The 15948-nt window shown below is 60.8% G+C and carries 15 protein-coding genes; 10 read left to right on the forward strand and 5 right to left on the reverse strand.

Annotated elements, in window-relative coordinates; genetic code table 11:
* Positions 1-10: 10 nt before the first annotated feature.
* Positions 11-1192 carry an amino acid ABC transporter permease gene (locus NQL71_RS05660; RefSeq protein ID WP_046820483.1) on the reverse strand — a complete coding sequence of 394 codons (1182 nt, stop codon included), beginning with the start codon at positions 1190-1192 and terminating at the stop codon, positions 11-13.
* 65 nt (positions 1193-1257) lie between these two features.
* The gene (locus NQL71_RS05665; protein WP_046820484.1) at positions 1258-2289 is read right to left on the reverse strand and encodes an amino acid ABC transporter substrate-binding protein; all 1032 of its coding nucleotides are present in this window, start codon (positions 2287-2289) and stop codon (positions 1258-1260) included.
* A gap of 467 nt (positions 2290-2756) precedes the next feature.
* On the opposite strand from NQL71_RS05665, the gene NQL71_RS05670 reads away from it, so the two are divergent.
* From NQL71_RS05670 to NQL71_RS05690, 5 genes are all read left to right on the forward strand, one after another.
* Positions 2757-3413, forward strand: a complete 657-nt coding sequence (locus tag NQL71_RS05670; protein WP_077182466.1) for an alpha/beta hydrolase — start codon at positions 2757-2759, stop codon at positions 3411-3413.
* Positions 3414-3511: 98 nt separating this feature from the next.
* On the forward strand, positions 3512-4999 hold the full coding sequence (gene rhlB, locus NQL71_RS05675; RefSeq protein ID WP_046820486.1) for an ATP-dependent RNA helicase RhlB: 1488 nt from the start codon (positions 3512-3514) through the stop codon (positions 4997-4999).
* Between the two features lie 137 nt (positions 5000-5136).
* Entirely contained in the window at positions 5137-6081 is a 945-nt protein-coding gene (locus NQL71_RS05680) for an ornithine cyclodeaminase family protein (protein ID WP_274642380.1), read from the forward strand.
* A gap of 147 nt (positions 6082-6228) precedes the next feature.
* Positions 6229-7356 (forward strand): NAD(P)/FAD-dependent oxidoreductase, encoded by a 1128-nt coding sequence (locus tag NQL71_RS05685; RefSeq protein ID WP_077182465.1) that lies wholly within the window; start codon positions 6229-6231, stop codon positions 7354-7356.
* Positions 7357-7447: 91 nt separating this feature from the next.
* On the forward strand, positions 7448-8089 hold the full coding sequence (locus NQL71_RS05690; RefSeq protein ID WP_248686594.1) for a helix-turn-helix transcriptional regulator: 642 nt from the start codon (positions 7448-7450) through the stop codon (positions 8087-8089).
* Between the two features lie 28 nt (positions 8090-8117).
* Here the strand turns inward: NQL71_RS05690 and hmpA are convergent, their stop codons facing one another.
* Positions 8118-9299 (reverse strand): NO-inducible flavohemoprotein, encoded by a 1182-nt coding sequence (hmpA, locus tag NQL71_RS05695; RefSeq protein WP_077182464.1) that lies wholly within the window; start codon positions 9297-9299, stop codon positions 8118-8120.
* A gap of 155 nt (positions 9300-9454) precedes the next feature.
* Here hmpA and norR point away from each other — a divergent pair, with 155 nt between their 5' ends.
* Both norR and NQL71_RS05705 read left to right on the forward strand, forming a co-directional pair.
* Entirely contained in the window at positions 9455-11005 is a 1551-nt protein-coding gene (norR, locus tag NQL71_RS05700; RefSeq protein ID WP_046820491.1) for a nitric oxide reductase transcriptional regulator NorR, read from the forward strand.
* A gap of 87 nt (positions 11006-11092) precedes the next feature.
* Positions 11093-11842, forward strand: a complete 750-nt coding sequence (locus NQL71_RS05705; protein WP_046820492.1) for a YkgJ family cysteine cluster protein — start codon at positions 11093-11095, stop codon at positions 11840-11842.
* A 31-nt stretch (positions 11843-11873) separates the two neighbouring features.
* Here the strand turns inward: NQL71_RS05705 and NQL71_RS05710 are convergent, their stop codons facing one another.
* Positions 11874-12131: a hypothetical protein gene (locus NQL71_RS05710; protein WP_046820493.1), complete on the reverse strand. Its 258-nt coding sequence runs from the start codon at positions 12129-12131 to the stop codon at positions 11874-11876.
* A gap of 199 nt (positions 12132-12330) precedes the next feature.
* Between NQL71_RS05710 and NQL71_RS05715 the strand changes: the two genes are divergently transcribed.
* Both NQL71_RS05715 and NQL71_RS05720 read left to right on the forward strand, forming a co-directional pair.
* Positions 12331-13305, forward strand: a complete 975-nt coding sequence (locus tag NQL71_RS05715) for a 2-hydroxyacid dehydrogenase (RefSeq protein WP_077182462.1) — start codon at positions 12331-12333, stop codon at positions 13303-13305.
* A 182-nt stretch (positions 13306-13487) separates the two neighbouring features.
* Complete coding sequence (locus NQL71_RS05720) at positions 13488-13997, forward strand: DUF2165 domain-containing protein (protein WP_046820680.1); 510 nt, start codon at positions 13488-13490, stop codon at positions 13995-13997.
* 12 nt (positions 13998-14009) lie between these two features.
* On the opposite strand, the gene NQL71_RS05725 is transcribed toward NQL71_RS05720, so the two are convergent.
* Positions 14010-14912, reverse strand: coding sequence for a DMT family transporter (locus NQL71_RS05725; RefSeq protein ID WP_166618409.1), 903 nt, complete (start codon positions 14910-14912; stop codon positions 14010-14012).
* A 138-nt stretch (positions 14913-15050) separates the two neighbouring features.
* On the opposite strand from NQL71_RS05725, the gene NQL71_RS05730 reads away from it, so the two are divergent.
* Positions 15051-15926, forward strand: coding sequence for a helix-turn-helix domain-containing protein (locus NQL71_RS05730; RefSeq protein ID WP_166618410.1), 876 nt, complete (start codon positions 15051-15053; stop codon positions 15924-15926).
* Positions 15927-15948: the final 22 nt, after the last annotated feature.

The raw sequence follows: 15948 nt of genomic DNA on the forward strand, positions 1-15948 counted from the left end.
GCGCTTTTCCTTACCGCTCGATCAGCGCAATGCGCTTGTTGTACCAGTTCATCAGCAGGGAAATGCTGATACTGATCGCCAGGTACACGCTCATGGTGATGGCAATCACCTCGATCGCCTGGCCGGTCTGGTTCAGCACCGTGCCGGCGAACAGCGAGACCATCTCCGGATAACCGATACCGGCCGCCAGCGAGGAGTTCTTCGCCAGGTTCAGGTATTGGCTGGTCAGCGGTGGAATGATCACGCGCAAGGCTTGCGGGATGATCACCTTGCGCAGGGTCGGACCGTTGCGCAGGCCCAACGAGTGCGCCGCCTCGGTCTGGCCGTGGCTGACCGACTTGATGCCCGAACGCACGATCTCGGCGATGAACGCTGCGGTGTACACGGTCAGCGCCAGGGTCAAGGCCAGCAGTTCCGGGATCAGCACCCAGCCGCCGACGAAGTTGAAGCCCTTGAGTTGCGGCATTTCCCAGTGCACGGGCGCGCCAAAAATCAGTGCGCACAGCGCCGGGATCACCAGGAACAAGGCCAGGCCGACCCAGAACTTGTGGAAAGGCACGCCAGTGGCTTCGAAGCGCTTGTTGGCCCAGCGGCACATCAGCACGATGGCGACAATGGCCACCGCGATACTGGTCATGAACGCCCAGAAACCATCGGCCATCAACGCCGCCGGCATGTTCAGGCCGCGGCTGCTGACAAAGAAGGTGTCGCCGAAGTTGTGGCTGTTACGCGGCCCCGGCATGGTCAGGAACACCGCGAAGTACCAGAACAGGATCTGCAGCAGCGGCGGAATGTTGCGGAAGACTTCCACATAAACCGTCGCCACTTTGGCGATGATCCAGTTCTTCGACAGCCGCGCCACACCGACGATGAAACCGAGGATGGTCGCCAGGATCACGCCGATGAAGGTCACCAGCAAGGTGTTGAGCAGGCCGATGACAAACACCCGGGCATAACTGTCCGCTTCGGTGTAGTCGATCAGGTGTTGAGCGATGCCGAAGCCGGCGCTGCGCTCCAGAAAGTCAAAACCGGAGGTAATGCCCCGGTGTTGAAGGTTGGTTTGCGTGTTGTCGAACAGAAACCAGCCTAGCGAGACCACCCCGATGATGGTGATGATCTGGAATACCCACGCACGCACTCGTGGATCGCTGAGGCTGAGCCTCTGCTTAGGTGCGCCGATTGAATTTTGCATGAAGTGCCCCGCAAATAATGGAACAGAACATCACCCGGCGGTTGGCCCGCCGGGTGATAGAACCATCAGCGCACTGGTGGTGCGTATTGAATGCCGCCAGCGTTCCACAGGGCGTTCAGCCCACGGTCGATTTCCAGGGGAGTGCTCTTGCCGAGGTTTTTCTCGAACACTTCACCGTAGTTGCCGACCTGCTTGACGATCTGCACGACCCAGTCTTTCTTCACTTTCAGGTCTTTGCCGTATTCGCCGTCGGTACCCAGCAGACGGGCGACGTCAGGGTTCTTGGTGCCCTTGGCTTCGGCTTCGACGTTCTTCGAAGTGATGCCGGCTTCTTCGGCGTTGAGCATGGCGTAGCCAACCCAGCGCACGATGGCCAGCCACTCGTCGTCGCCATTACGCACGACCGGGCCCAGTGGCTCCTTGGAAATGGTTTCCGGCAGCACCACGTAGTCTTTCGGCGAAGCCAGCTTGCTGCGCTGGGCGAACAGCTGGGACTTGTCGGAGGTCAGTACGTCGCAACGACCGGATTCCAGCGACTTGGCGCTCTCATCGGAGGTGTCGAAAGTGATCGGGGTGTATTTCAGACCGTTGCCACGGAAGTAGTCGGAAACGTTCAGCTCGGTGGTGGTACCGGCCTGGATGCAGATGGTTGCACCGTCCAGTTCCTTGGCACTCTTGACGCCCAGCTTGTTGTTGACCAGGAAGCCGATGCCGTCGTAGTAAGTGATGAAGCCCGGGAATTTCAGGCCCATGCCCGCGTCACGGGAGCTGGTCATGGTGGTGTTGCGCGACAGGATGTCGATTTCGCCCGACTGCAGCGCGGTGAAGCGCTCCTTGGCGTTCAACTGGCTGAACTTGACCTTGGTCGCGTCGCCGAAGACAGCAGCGGCCACGGCGCGGCAGTAGTCAGCGTCGATGCCGACGATCTTGCCGGTGGCATCCGGAACCGAGAAACCAGGCAGGCCATCACTGACGCCGCACTGTACGAAACCTTTCTTCTGCACTGCATCCAGGGTCGCGCCCGCCTGAGCGAACCCACTGACGCCGAGTACCGCGGCTGCAGTCACGACCGCCAGGGTGGATTTCAACATCTTCATTCAAACCTCCAGTTTTGCTCTTGTTGTGTCGGAGCGTGAGTCCAGTCGCACCCTTTTGAGGCGGTGGTGACCCGTGTTGGCTTTTTTTAGGGTCAACCGACGTTAGGACCGTAGCCATGAGTCTAGTAGGAGAAAATCCACATAATGGACACCTCACTTCTCACCAATCGGCCGAACGGGCTGTAGCCCTTTCTCGTTCGCGAAGCCCGTAGCGGCCACTGGCGAACATCCATTACCGGATTTTTGCTATCCCGCGGCCAGTCGTACACTGATAGTGTTACCGCCAGGCGCGAGATGAGTTGCACCGCTTCCCCATAGCAAAGCCCGTACCACACCGGCTGCTAAAGCGGTTAAGCGACAGGTCAATAGCAAAACTTGTAGCCTTGCGACATCTTCGTAACTGATCAACCAGAGGCGCCCTCGGACCTCGCACTCAATGAGAGCGCCCGCACAAAATTGGAGCAACCATGACCGAGCCCTTGATTCTTCAGCCCGTAAAGGACGCAGACGCCTGCGTTATCTGGCTGCACGGCCTGGGTGCCGACCGCTACGACTTCTTGCCGGTAGCCGAAGCCCTGCAGGAAACCTTGCTGGGCACCCGCTTCGTCCTGCCTCAGGCACCACACCGCCCGGTCACCATCAATGGTGGCTACGAGATGCCGAGCTGGTACGACATATTGGCCATGAGCCCGGCGCGCGCGATCAATCGCGAGCAACTGGAAGCATCGGCGGACCGGGTTATCGAATTGATTGAACAGCAGCGCGCCAGCGGAATAGACGCCTCGCGGATTTTCCTGGCCGGCTTTTCCCAGGGCGGCGCCGTGGTTCTACACACCGCGTTTCTGAAATGGCAGGGCCCGCTGGGTGGCGTACTTGCCCTCTCGACTTATGCACCGACCTTTGGCGATGAGCTGGAACTGTCCGCCAGCCAGCAGCGCATTCCGGTGCTGTCGCTGCATGGCCAGTACGATGACGTGGTGCAAAACTCCATGGGACGTAGCGCCTACGAGCATTTGAAGCAGCGTGGTGTCACCGTGACATGGCAGGAATACCCAATGGGCCACGAAGTGTTACCCGAGGAGATTCGCGACATCGGCCTGTGGCTGACCGAGCGTTTGCGCTGACCGTCGATGTTTAAAAACGCCCTTTGATCCATCCCACTACGCCGCGCCCGATTCTTGCATTACACTGGCCGGCGTACATTCCTTAACCAATTGATGAGATGACCGTGCTCAAAGCACTCAAGAAAATGTTCGGTAAAAGCGAGACTGAGCAACTCGCGCCAGTCCCCAGCGCTCCGTCTCACACCCCCAGCCACCGCACCGACGGTCATCAGCCTGGTCGGGCCGCCCCGGTAGCGGCACCGAAACACGAGCCAAAGAGCGCAGCGGTCGCCGAGCCCGTTGAGCCAACCGCCGCCGAGCAACCGCGCAGCGAAACGCCAAAACCTGCCAAGCCGCGCCGCGAACCCAAGCCCAAGGCGCCGGTCATTCCCTGGAAACTCGAAGACTTTGTCGTCGAACCCCAGGAAGGCAAGACCCGTTTCCACGATTTCAAACTCGCCCCCGAACTGATGCACGCCATCCAGGACCTGGGCTTCCCGTATTGCACGCCGATCCAGGCCCAGGTGCTGGGCTTCACCCTCGCCGGCAAAGACGCCATCGGCCGCGCGCAAACCGGTACCGGCAAGACCGCGGCCTTCCTGATCTCGATCATCACCCAGCTGCTGCAAACCCCGCCGCCAAAAGAGCGCTACATGGGCGAGCCGCGCGCACTGATCATCGCCCCGACTCGCGAACTGGTGGTGCAGATCGCCAAGGACGCCGCCGACCTGACCAAGTACACCGGCCTGAACGTCATGACCTTCGTCGGTGGCATGGACTTCGACAAGCAGCTCAAGCACCTCGAAGCCCGCCACTGCGACATCCTCGTGGCCACGCCTGGCCGCCTGCTGGACTTCAACCAGCGCGGCGACGTGCACCTGGACATGGTCGAAGTCATGGTGCTGGATGAAGCCGACCGCATGCTCGACATGGGCTTCATCCCACAGGTGCGCCAGATCATTCGCCAGACGCCGCCGAAGAACGAGCGGCAGACGCTGCTGTTCTCGGCGACCTTCACCGAAGACGTGATGAACCTGGCCAAGCAATGGACCACCGACCCGGCCATCGTCGAGATCGAGTCGCAGAATGTGGCCAACGAAAACGTCGAACAGCACATCTACGCGGTGGCCGGTGCCGACAAATACAAACTGCTCTACAACCTGGTCAACGACAACGGCTGGGAGCGGGTCATCGTTTTCGCCAACCGCAAGGATGAAGTGCGGCGCATCGAAGAACGCCTGGTACGCGATGGCGTCAACGCCGCGCAGTTGTCCGGCGACGTGCCGCAACACAAGCGCATCAAGACCCTGGAAGGTTTCCGCGAAGGCAAGATTCGCGTGCTGGTCGCCACCGACGTGGCCGGTCGCGGCATCCACATCGACGGCATCAGCCACGTGATCAACTTCACCTTGCCGGAAGTGCCGGACGACTACGTGCACCGCATCGGCCGTACCGGTCGTGCGGGCGCCGACGGTGTGTCCATCAGTTTTGCCGGTGAAGATGACTCCTACCAGCTACCGGCCATCGAAGAAAAACTCGGTCGCAAGATCAGCTGTGAAACGCCACCCACGCATCTGTTGCGGGCGGTTGAGCGCAAGCGGCCGTAACGGCGACTTGCAGTAAAGGGCGCAGCCGGAAACGGACTGCGCTTTTTTTTCGTCTGGTTTTTTCAACAGGTGCTTGCTCGAGATAACTAAAAGTCCATAATGGACAAATTAGTTTACTTATCACTCCCGGAGCCACCATGGCCAGCACCCCTTACGTGATCAACCAATCCCAGGCCCGCGAGTTGCTGGCGCAAGTCGACGTGCCGCAGATCCTGCGCAAATTGTTCCGCGACCTGGCCGCCGGGCAAGCTGTGCAACCGGCACAGCAACTGGTGGAATTCCCACGGGGTGCCGGCGACTTCATCAACTACCTCGGTGTGCTGGCCGAAGAAGGCGTATACGGGGTCAAGACCTCGCCCTACATCGTGGGCGAACAAGGACCGCTGGTGACCGCATGGACCTTGCTGATGTCGATGCAGACCGGCCAGCCGCTGCTGCTGGTGGATGCCGCCGAGCTCACTACCGCCCGCACCGCCGCGACCACGGCGGTAGCGGTTGACGCCCTGGCGCCACTCACCGCGAATCGCCTGGCAATCATCGGCAGCGGCAAAGTGGCCCAGGCGCACCTGCACTACGTGAAAGGGCTGCGCGACTGGCAAAACATCAACCTGTACTCGCCAAGCCTGAGCGAAGACCCTGAAACGGTGAATCTGCTGAAAAGCATCGAGCCGCGCTTGAATATCGTCGACAGTCGCGAGGCCGCCATCCAGGACGCCGACGTGATCATGCTGTGCACCTCGTCCCCTGGTCCGGTGATCGATCCGTCGAGCCTGAGCAAGCCGGCGCTGATCACCTCCATCAGCACCAACGCCCCCCGCGCCCACGAAGTGCCGCCGCAGAGCCTCAACGACATGCAGGTATTCTGCGACTATCGTGTGACCACCCCAGGCGCTGCCGGCGAGATGCTGATTGCCGGCGAACAGCATGGCTGGGACAAGAATGCGATTGTCGGCGACCTGCCCGATCTGCTGAGCGAAAAAGTGCAGCGCCCCGAGTACGCCCGCCATGTGTTCTTCCGCTCGATCGGCCTGGGCCTGGAAGACATAGCGCTGGCCAATGCCATCTACCGCCTGCATCCCTGACACCGCAACACCCTGTGGGAGCGGGCTTGCTCGCGAATACGGTCTGGCATTCGCCGACGATGTCGACTGATAAATCGCTTTCGCGAGCAAGCCCGTTCCCACAGGAGATCACCATCATTCCGGCATTGTGTTTCACAGGAGACGTTCATGAGCCAGGCAGACTTCATCATCATCGGCGGCGGAATAGCCGGCGCTTCCACCGGTTTCTGGCTGTCGCAGCACGCTCGGGTGATCGTGCTCGAGCGCGAATCCCATCCGGCCTATCACTCCACCGGCCGGTCGGCGGCGCTGTACACCGCCGCCTATGGCACGCCGCAAGTTCGGGCGCTGACCCAGGCCAGCCGGGATTTCTTCGACGCCCCTCCGGCCGGTTTCTGCGAACACCCACTGCTGACCCCGCGTGGCGAGATGACCGTGGACCTCACCGGTGACCCGGCCGAGCTGAACAAACAATACCTGAGCGCCAAAGCCACGGTCCCCGAGATGCAACTGCTCAGCGCCGACCAAGCCTGCGCGCTCGTGCCGATCCTGCGTCGGGAAAAAGTCCACGGCGCGATCTACGATCCGACCGCCAGCGACATCGACACCGACGCCCTGCATCAGGGTTACCTGCGCGGAATCCGCCGCCACCAGGGCGAAGTCCATACCGACAGCGAAGTCCTGAGCCTGACCCGCGATGCCGCAGGCTTGTGGCAGGTACAAACCAAGGACCAGACCTTCAGCGCTCCGGTCATCATCAACGCCGCCGGCGCCTGGGCCGACAAGATCGGCGAAATGGCCGGCGCCCGGCCGCTGGGCCTGCAACCCAAGCGCCGCGCGGCCTTCATCTTCGCCGGCCCCGAGGGCGTGGACATCCACCATTGGCCGATGCTGGTCAGCCTCGATGAATCCTTCTACATGAAGCCTGACGCCGGGATGTTCCTCGGCTCGCCGGCCAACGCCGACCCGGTGGAACCCCACGACGTGCAGCCCGAAGAGCTGGACATCGCCATGGGCATCTACCAGATCGAGGAAGCCACCACCCTGACCATCCGCCGCCCGACCCGAACCTGGGCCGGTTTGCGCAGCTTCGTCAGCGATGGCGACCTGCTGTCGGGATTCGACTCCCAGGTGCCGGGGTTGTTCTGGGTGGCGGCACAAGGCGGCTACGGCATCCAGACCTCGCCAGCCATGGGCCAGGCCAGTGCCGCGCTCGTGCGGGGTGAACCCCTGCCCGAAACCCTCGGTGGTTTCGGTCTGAATGCCGGCATGCTGTCCCCTGCCCGCCTGGGCTGACGGTTGTCCTCAGGTGACGCGCCGACTCGATTGCGTCACACTTTCAACGCCCTGTTTTACGGGGCGCTGAAGCTGCCCGGAGCCCTACTGTATGAACGCACCTGAAAAAGACCCGGCCCTGAACGACACGTCCCTGGATAACTTCCGGGCGATTGCCGATGCCATCGCGACGTTGTTCTTTCCCCATGCCGAAGTGGTGCTGCACGACCTGCGCACGCAAAAGGTCGACTACATCGCCAACAACCTGTCGAAACGGGAAATCGGTGACGATTCGGCGCTGGAGGACATGCTCAGCGATGATGTCAGCGAACGAAATATCGGGCCGTACGAAAAGCTCAATTGGGATGGTCAGAAGATCCGCAGCCTCAGCACCGTACTGCGCGACCGCCAGGGAAACCCGCTGGCCGTGCTGTGCATCAACCTGAATATTTCGCTGTTCGAGAATGCCAAGGCCGCGCTGGATTTGTTCCTGTCGCCGACCAAAGTGATTCCGCAGCCGGATTCACTGTTCCGCGATGACTGGCAAGAACGGATCAACACCTTCCTCCACGCCTGGCTGCGCGAACGCCAGCTGAGCCTGAACCTGCTGACCCGCGATCACAAACGCGAACTGGTGCTGGCTCTGCACGCCGAAGGCGCCTTCAAGGGCAAAAGCGCCTCCAACTATGTGGCCAATGTGCTGAACATGGGGCGGGCGACGGTGTACAAGCACTTGAAGGAACTCAAGGGCTGAAACCATACCTTGCCGTCACCGGCAGTGTTTATTCCAGCGCCGCAGCCGGGCCGAAGAACTCGTAGCGGCTCTGCTTTTCAGGCACACCCAACGCCTTGAGGTGGCGCTTGATCGCCGCCATGAAACCCTTCGGTCCGAGGAAATAAGCGTCCAGGTCACGCTCTTCGGGCAACCAGGCGGCCAGTTGTTCCTGGCTCAACAACCCGACCTTGTGGGCCGCCGGGCTGACGCCGTCATCTTCGGCATAGCAGTAGAAACGCTTGAGTTGCGGGTGACGCTCGGCCAGCCCGTCGATCCAGTCGCGGAAGGCGTGGACGCTGCCATTGCGAGCGCAGTGGATAAAGTGCACCGGCCGCTCGGTTTGCAGCGCCGCTTCCAGCATCGCCAGGGTCGGGGTGATGCCGACGCCGCCGCTGATCAGCACCAACGGCTTGTCGCTGGCGCTCAGGGTGAACTCGCCCGACGGCGGGAACAGCTGGATGCTCGCCCCTACCTGCAGTTGATCGTGCAAGTGATTGGAGGCCCGGCCACCGGTTTCACGCTTGACGCTGATGCGGTACTGGCCTTTGTTCGCCAAGGCCGACAGCGAATAGTTGCGACGAATTTCTTCGCCATCGAGGATCAGTTTCATGCCGATGTACTGGCCTGGTTCAGCTGCCAGGATCTGGCCCTTGTCGGCCGGCTCGAAATAGAACGAGGTGATTTCCGCACTTTCCTCGACCTTGGCCGTGACGATGAATTCGCGAGCCCCGCGCCAGCCGCCCGGTGCCTGCTCTTTCTGGTCGTAGATGCTTTTTTCGGCACCGATCAGGATGTCCGCCAGTTGACCGTAGGCCGCTGCCCAGGCCGCAATCACTTGCGGGGTGGCGATTTCTTCGCCCAGCACTTCGGCAATGGCACGCAACAGGCAGTTGCCGACAATCGGATAGTGCTCCGGCAGAATCTGCAGGGCCACGTGCTTGTTGATGATCTTGGCCACCAGGTCGCCCAGTTGGTCGAGCTGATCGATGTGGCGGGCATACATCAATACACCGTTAGCCAGGGCACGTGGCTGGTCGCCGGAGGCCTGGTGGGCCTGGTTGAACAGTGGACGCACTTCTGGATACTCGGAAAGCATCATGCGATAGAAGTGAGTGATCAACGCTTCGCCACCGCTCTCCAGCAGCGGCACAGTGGATTTGACGATGGTACGGTCTTGAACGCTGAGCATAGAGTAACTCCTGGGCAACGAAGGTTTTTAGCAATTACCTTATGCTTATCAGTTTCCGTGCCAACAAATAAAACCATATAAATCAGCAACTTAATAACATAGTAGTCATATCGACACAGACTGCTTTATAGTCACATCGACTACATGGAGTCACTATGACTGCAAAATCGTTGTTAACCGCCCTGCTACCGCTGGTGTCCGACCTGTCCCGCGAACTTCCCGAAGGCGAGCGCTATCGGCGCCTGCTGGAAGCCATGCGCGCCCTGCTCCCATGCGACGCGGCCGCCCTTCTGCGCCTGGATGGCGAATGGCTGGTACCGCTGGCTGTCGACGGATTGAGTACCGACACCCTCGGCCGGCGTTTCAAGGTCAGCGAACACCCGCGCTTCCAGGCCCTGCTCAGCAGCACCGGTCCCACACGCTTTGCTGCCGACAGCGACATGCCCGACCCCTATGACGGCCTGGTCGATGGCCTGGACGATCATCTGGAGGTGCACGATTGCATGGGTTGCCCTTTGTTTATCGACGAGCGGCCGTGGGGCCTGCTGACCCTCGACGCGCTCAATCCGGAACAATTCGAACCGGTCGAGCTGGATGCCCTGGAAGCCTTCGCCAGCCTCGCGGCGGCCACCGTCAATGCCGCCGAACGCATCGAGCGGTTGAACAACAGGGTCGAAGACGAACACCAGCGTGCCGAGGTGTACCGCCAGGCCAGCGGTCAGCAAAACCGCGAAATGATCGGCCAGAGCAAGGCCCATAAACGCCTGGTGGAAGAAATCAACCTGGTGGGCGGCAGCGACCTGACGGTGCTGATCACCGGGGAAACCGGGGTCGGCAAGGAACTGGTCGCCCAGGCCATCCATGCCGCCTCGCCTCGCGCCGACAAGCCGATTATCAGTCTCAACTGCGCGGCGTTGCCGGACACCCTGGTGGAAAGCGAGCTGTTCGGGCATGTCCGCGGTGCCTTCACCGGGGCGCTGAACGACCGCCGCGGCAAGTTCGAGCTGGCCAATGGCGGCACACTGTTTCTCGATGAGGTCGGCGAATTGTCACTGACGGTGCAGGCCAAATTGCTGCGCGTGCTGCAAAGCGGCCAGTTGCAGCGACTGGGTTCGGACAAGGAGCACCAGGTCGATGTGCGCCTGATCGCAGCGACCAACCGCGACCTCGCCGAGGAAGTGCGCAGTGGCCGTTACCGCGCCGACTTCTATCACCGCCTCAGCGTTTACCCGTTGCTGGTACCGGCGCTGCGGGATCGCGGACGGGATGTGCTGCTGCTCAGCGGTTACTTCCTCGAGCAGAACCGCTCGCGCATGGGCCTCAACAGCCTGCGCCTGAGCACCGACGCCCAGGCGGCGTTGCTGGCCTACGGTTGGCCCGGCAACGTGCGCGAGCTGGAACACCTGATCGGGCGCAGTGCGTTGAAGGCGTTGGGTAACTGCAAGGAACGGCCGAAGATCCTCAGCTTGAATGCCGCCGACCTCGACCTGCCCCATGCCAATGTCGAAGTCAGCGCCGAGCAACCCGCCGAAGTGGCCATGGAAACGGTGACCGGCGATTTGCGCGAAGCCACCGAGCGTTACCAGCGCCAATTGATCGGCGCCTGCCTGGAACGCCACCACCACAACTGGGCGAGCGCGGCCCGGGAGCTGGGCCTGGACCGGGCCAATCTCGGGCGGATGGCCAAGCGACTGGGGATGAAATAGCACCGTGGCGTATAACTTGCTTCGAGAGCAACCTTCGCGGCGGCATTCTGTCGCCGCTTTCTGCCCTCGGATGCGACTGGCTGCTCAATGAATACAACGTTTTCCTGCGTAGGCTGCGGTAAATGCTGCAATGACCACCATGTGCCCTTGACCCTGTCCGAAGCCAGGATGTGGGCGGCCGACGGTGGTCAGGTGATCGTGCTGGTGGAAGCTTTCCTGAGCAATGGCCTGGGCTTGACGGCGCAGCAACGCGAACATGCCGAACCGCGCTCGGCGCTGGTGCGCAGCGGCGCCAGCGAGGCTTACGTGGCCATCACTTTTGCCGCCTACAGCACCGGAGCCTGCCGCCATCTGGACCAGGACAACCTGTGCCGCATCTACGAACGCCGGCCGCTGGTGTGCCGTATCTATCCGATGGAGATCAATCCGCACATCCCCCTGGACATCGCCGCCAAGGAATGCCCGCCGCAATCGTGGGAAACAGGGCCACAGCTGATCGTGGGTGGCCAACTGGTGGACCCGGAACTGGCGCAACTGATCCAACGCTCTCGCCAGGCGGATCGCGATGATATCCAAACCAAGGACGCGATTTGCGCGTTGTTGGGGATTCGAACGACTGCCCTCAAGGGCGACGGGTTTACCGCTTATCTGCCGGACATGACCGAGTTCGCGACGATCATCGACGAACTGGCCGGGCAAACGTTACCGGTTTGGGAAAGCGAATGGCAGTTTCATGTGTCGGGGGACGATGTCGCCGGACCCCTGCTGGCAGCGGGCACGCAGGTGGTGACCGAGCCATCCGCTGACTACGCGTTTATTTCATTGCGGGCCGCTTGATTCGAGGAAGGCCCGCTGGAAAAACCTGAAACTAACGCTTGCCCATCGAACGGCGAGTTCCCGGAGGCGCCATCCCCGGCGTCTTGGTGTGACCATTCTTGGCGCCATTCTTGTACCAAGGCTGGCTGGCGTCCTTGGTGGCCTGCAGCTCGCCCGGCTTGAACGGGAACTTGAACGCCGGGATCGCGGGTTTGGTCTCGCTGTCAGCGCTGGAGTCGACGCTGTCTGGCAGCTCGGCCTGTTCGTCGGCCAAGGCTTCGGCTACCGGCGGTTGTTTCGGGGAAGTCATGAAAAGCTCCGGGTGATGCACACTGTGTCGGGCCCAGTCAGCGAGCCGCGAAAGTCGCCAGTATAACGGAATGACCGCTATAAGCCTCAAGCTGCAAGCTTCAAGTTAAAAGCGCTGGGGATAGCTTTTAACTTGCGGCTTGACGCTCGAAGCTTGTAGCTTTCCAACCATTCTCCTGCGCCCGACGAGCCCTGTACCCATGAAAAAAACTGTCCTCGCCTTCAGCCGTGTCACGCCAGAAATGGTGGAGCGCCTGCAACAAGACTTCGACGTCATCGTACCGAACCCGAAAAAGGGTGATATCAGCGCCCAGTTCAACGAAGCCCTGCCCCATGCCCACGGTTTGATCGGGGTCGGCCGCAAGCTCGGTCGCGCACAACTGGAAAGCGCCGCCCGCCTGGAAGTCGTGTCCAGCGTCTCGGTGGGGTATGACAACTATGACGTGGCCTATTTCAACGAGCGCGGGATCATGCTCACCAACACGCCGGACGTGCTCACCGAAAGCACGGCCGACCTGGCCTTCGCCTTGTTGATGAGCAGCGCGCGCCGCGTCGCCGAGCTCGACGCCTGGACCAAGGCAGGCCAATGGCAAGCCAGCGTCGGCACCCCGCTGTTCGGTTGCGATGTTCACGGCAAGACCCTGGGCATCGTCGGCATGGGCAATATCGGCGCGGCCATCGCGCGTCGGGGTCGCCTGGGTTTCAACATGCCGGTCATCTACAGCGGCAACAGCCGCAAGACCGAGCTGGAGCAAGAACTCGGCGCGCAGATGCGCAGCCTCGACGAATTGCTGGCTGAAGCCGACTTCGTCGTCCTTGTGGTCCCGCTCAGCGAGAAAACCAGGCACCTGATCAGCCATCGCGAATTGGCACTGATGAAGCCAAGCGCCATCCTGGTGAACATTTCCCGTGGTCCGGTGGTCGACGAGCCGGCACTGATCGAGGCACTGCAAAACAACCGCATCCGAGGCGCCGGGCTGGATGTGTACGAAAAAGAACCGCTGGCTGAATCACCCCTGTTTCAATTGAAAAACGCCGTGACCTTGCCGCATATCGGCTCGGCCACCCATGAAACCCGCGACGCCATGGCCAACCGTGCCCTTGCGAACCTGCGCAGTGCCTTGCTGGGTGAGCGCCCACAAGACTTGGTCAACCCTCAGGTATGGAAAGGCTGACTGAACAATGGCACGTCTGGCTGGACGTGCCACTTCCCACAACTTTAAACCACCCGCTTACTTGCAATTGAGAAAGAAGAGACGACACAACTTGCAATGCAGTCTCCCTCTGAATTCACCTGAACAGCTATAAACTCCGAGCAATTACAAGAGCACCCAATATGCACTCGGAGAATACCCCCATGAATAAATTCACCACCGCCTGCGTGATAAGGCGGAGCAAAGTACTGATTGTCTTTACAGCGGCATTATTCGGACTGGTGACACTCGTTAACAATGTCACCGACTATGCGGCATACGCCGACTATATCGGGCGCATCATCAGCATGAGCAACACTGAGGGCAACGACTCCCGGCGCTACAGGGCAATCCACTCCACCATGTTTCATCATCGCTTTTACTGGGCGATCATTTCCCTGGAGACCATTTACACGCTCAGCTGCCTGGTGGGAGCTTATTTGCTCTATCGAAAAGTCGATGCACCACGTAAAGAGTTTCACAATGCAAAAAAATTCGCGATAGCGGGGCTCGCAACAGGCATTATTGTTTATCAAATTTTATACGTCATCATACTCAATGAGTGGTTTGACATGGAGTACTCTGCTCAACGAAATGCCAATGATTGGGCACAAAGAAACATTGAATACATGTTTCTCGGCTTGATCTATCTCACCGCCGCAAAAGACGACTGAGCAACCTGCTGCTCAGGCCAGCTTCCCCGCCACCGGTTTGGCGCTAACCCTGGGTTTGCGAAACACCAGCACGTTGCCCAGCATGACCATCACCAGGCCCATCAGCGCCGGGGGAGTCCATTGGTAGCCCTCGGCAACTGCCGAGACGTTCAGCGCCACCACCGGAAACAGGACGGTGCAATAGGCTGCGCGTTCGGGGCCCATGCGCCCGACCAGCGTCAGGTAGGCCGTGAAACCAATGACCGATCCGGGGATTACCAGGTACAACAGCGAACCGATATAGCGTGCGCTCCATTCCATGTCGAATGGAACGCCCTTGACCAGGCACCACACCGACAACATCGCCGCGCCGTAGGCCATGCCCCAGGCATTGGTCGTCAGCGGCTTGAGCCCGGCCTTTTGCTGCAGGCTCGACAACATGTTCCCCGCCGAGAAACACAAGGTGCCGCACAAGGCCAGGCCCAGGCCGAGCAAGGTCTGCGGACTGGCGGTATGCCCGACCAGCTCGGGCCAGAACAACAGGCCAAGGCCGAGCAAGCCCAGCGCGCCGCCCATCAGCACATTACGGGCAATGTTCTGGCCGAAGAACACCCGCGCATTCAGCGCATTCCACAACGTGGCCGTGGAAAACACCACGGCAACCAGGCCGCTGGGGATCCACTGGCTGGCGGTCAGGAAACACATGAAGTTGACACAGAACAGGCACAAGCCCTGGGCCAGGCAAATCAGATGCCCGCGACGGTTCATCACTTGCAGGCGTCGGCTGAGCAGGAGGATCGCGAACAGCACCAGCGCCGCCAGGCCAAAGCGATAGACAATGGACACGGGAATCGCCACCACGCCCAGTTGCCATTTCAGGGCAATCCAGGTGGTGCCCCAGATCAGCACAGTCAGCAGGTACAACGACAGGTTCATGGCAATGGCTCCTCGGTAGGTGCCCAGTGTCCTGCGCCGCGCTACATCGCACTTGCATAATCTTGCGCTTTTGTCTGGCGACGGGCTGGCAGGTGGACGCCCACGGAGTAGGATGCAAGGCGTTGGAGAGAAACGATCATGCCCGCACTGGAAACCCTGCAAGTCTTTCAAGCCCTCAACCGCTCGCCCAATGCTCGCCTGGAGCACAGCGCCGAGCTCGGTGACGGCTTGGCTGCAGCCTTGTGGAACAACCACCACGACGCCCAGGACTACGAAGCACCGAGCCACCACACGCTTTCCTGCTACATCGCCGGCGGCACCGGGACCTTCCGGCGCGACCAGCCCGGCACCAAAGGCGGCCCGGACAAGCTGTGCATCCTGCCGGCCGACCATCAGTCAGGCTGGGTGATCAATGGCGACATTCGCCTGGCGCACCTGTATTTCAGCCCCGAACAATTTGCCCTTGGCTGTGTCACCCTGCTCGACCGCGAACCAAGGCAATTGCAGTTGCGCGAGCAAACGTTTCTGGATGACCCGCAACAGGCGTTGCGCTTTCGGCAGTTGATCAGCCTCAACTGGGACGAACCGGGAGAGCGTTTGCTCACCAGCAGCCTGGCCCATGAAATGCTCGCCCACGCCCTGTTCAGCCAGGTCAGCCTGCGCCCCGGCTTGCGCCTCAAGGGCGGCCTGGCCGCACATCAGCGCCGGCATCTGGTGGAGTTCATCGACAGCCAGTTGGCCGAAGCCATCAGCCTGGGACAATTGGCGGCACTGTGTGCACTGTCGGAATACCACTTTGCGCGGATGTTCCGTGAGAGTTTCGGCTTGCCGCCCCATCAGTATGTACTGGCGCGACGCCTGAACCGGGCGCGGGAGTTGCTGCGCTCGACATCGCAACCCTTGGGCGAGATTGCCCTGGCCTGCGGGTTCGCCAGTGCCAGTCACTTTACCAACCGGTTTCGCCAGGCGCTGGGTGGGACGCCCGGGGAGTATCGACAGGCGTTTTTGCGCTGACATCAGGATTTGCGGTGCCTGT

The sequence above is a fragment of the Pseudomonas serbica genome (genome assembly GCF_028823535.1).
Lineage (GTDB): Bacteria > Pseudomonadota > Gammaproteobacteria > Pseudomonadales > Pseudomonadaceae > Aquipseudomonas > Aquipseudomonas serbica.

Excerpts from the sequence above, each read along its gene's own strand:
- hmpA (WP_077182464.1), bottom strand. The coding sequence starts at position 9,299 with ATGCTCAGCGTTCAAGACCGTACCATCGTCAAATCCACTGTGCCGCTG.
- NQL71_RS05670 (WP_077182466.1), top strand. The coding sequence starts at position 2,757 with ATGACCGAGCCCTTGATTCTTCAGCCCGTAAAGGACGCAGACGCCTGC.
- NQL71_RS05715 (WP_077182462.1), top strand. The coding sequence starts at position 12,331 with ATGAAAAAAACTGTCCTCGCCTTCAGCCGTGTCACGCCAGAAATGGTG.
- NQL71_RS05720 (WP_046820680.1), top strand. The coding sequence starts at position 13,488 with ATGAATAAATTCACCACCGCCTGCGTGATAAGGCGGAGCAAAGTACTG.
- NQL71_RS05690 (WP_248686594.1), top strand. The coding sequence starts at position 7,448 with ATGAACGCACCTGAAAAAGACCCGGCCCTGAACGACACGTCCCTGGAT.
- NQL71_RS05665 (WP_046820484.1), bottom strand. The coding sequence starts at position 2,289 with ATGAAGATGTTGAAATCCACCCTGGCGGTCGTGACTGCAGCCGCGGTA.
- NQL71_RS05705 (WP_046820492.1), top strand. The coding sequence starts at position 11,093 with ATGAATACAACGTTTTCCTGCGTAGGCTGCGGTAAATGCTGCAATGAC.
- NQL71_RS05680 (WP_274642380.1), top strand. The coding sequence starts at position 5,137 with ATGGCCAGCACCCCTTACGTGATCAACCAATCCCAGGCCCGCGAGTTG.
- NQL71_RS05730 (WP_166618410.1), top strand. The coding sequence starts at position 15,051 with ATGCCCGCACTGGAAACCCTGCAAGTCTTTCAAGCCCTCAACCGCTCG.
- norR (WP_046820491.1), top strand. The coding sequence starts at position 9,455 with ATGACTGCAAAATCGTTGTTAACCGCCCTGCTACCGCTGGTGTCCGAC.
- NQL71_RS05725 (WP_166618409.1), bottom strand. The coding sequence starts at position 14,912 with ATGAACCTGTCGTTGTACCTGCTGACTGTGCTGATCTGGGGCACCACC.
- NQL71_RS05660 (WP_046820483.1), bottom strand. The coding sequence starts at position 1,192 with ATGCAAAATTCAATCGGCGCACCTAAGCAGAGGCTCAGCCTCAGCGAT.
- rhlB (WP_046820486.1), top strand. The coding sequence starts at position 3,512 with ATGACCGTGCTCAAAGCACTCAAGAAAATGTTCGGTAAAAGCGAGACT.
- NQL71_RS05685 (WP_077182465.1), top strand. The coding sequence starts at position 6,229 with ATGAGCCAGGCAGACTTCATCATCATCGGCGGCGGAATAGCCGGCGCT.
- NQL71_RS05710 (WP_046820493.1), bottom strand. The coding sequence starts at position 12,131 with ATGACTTCCCCGAAACAACCGCCGGTAGCCGAAGCCTTGGCCGACGAA.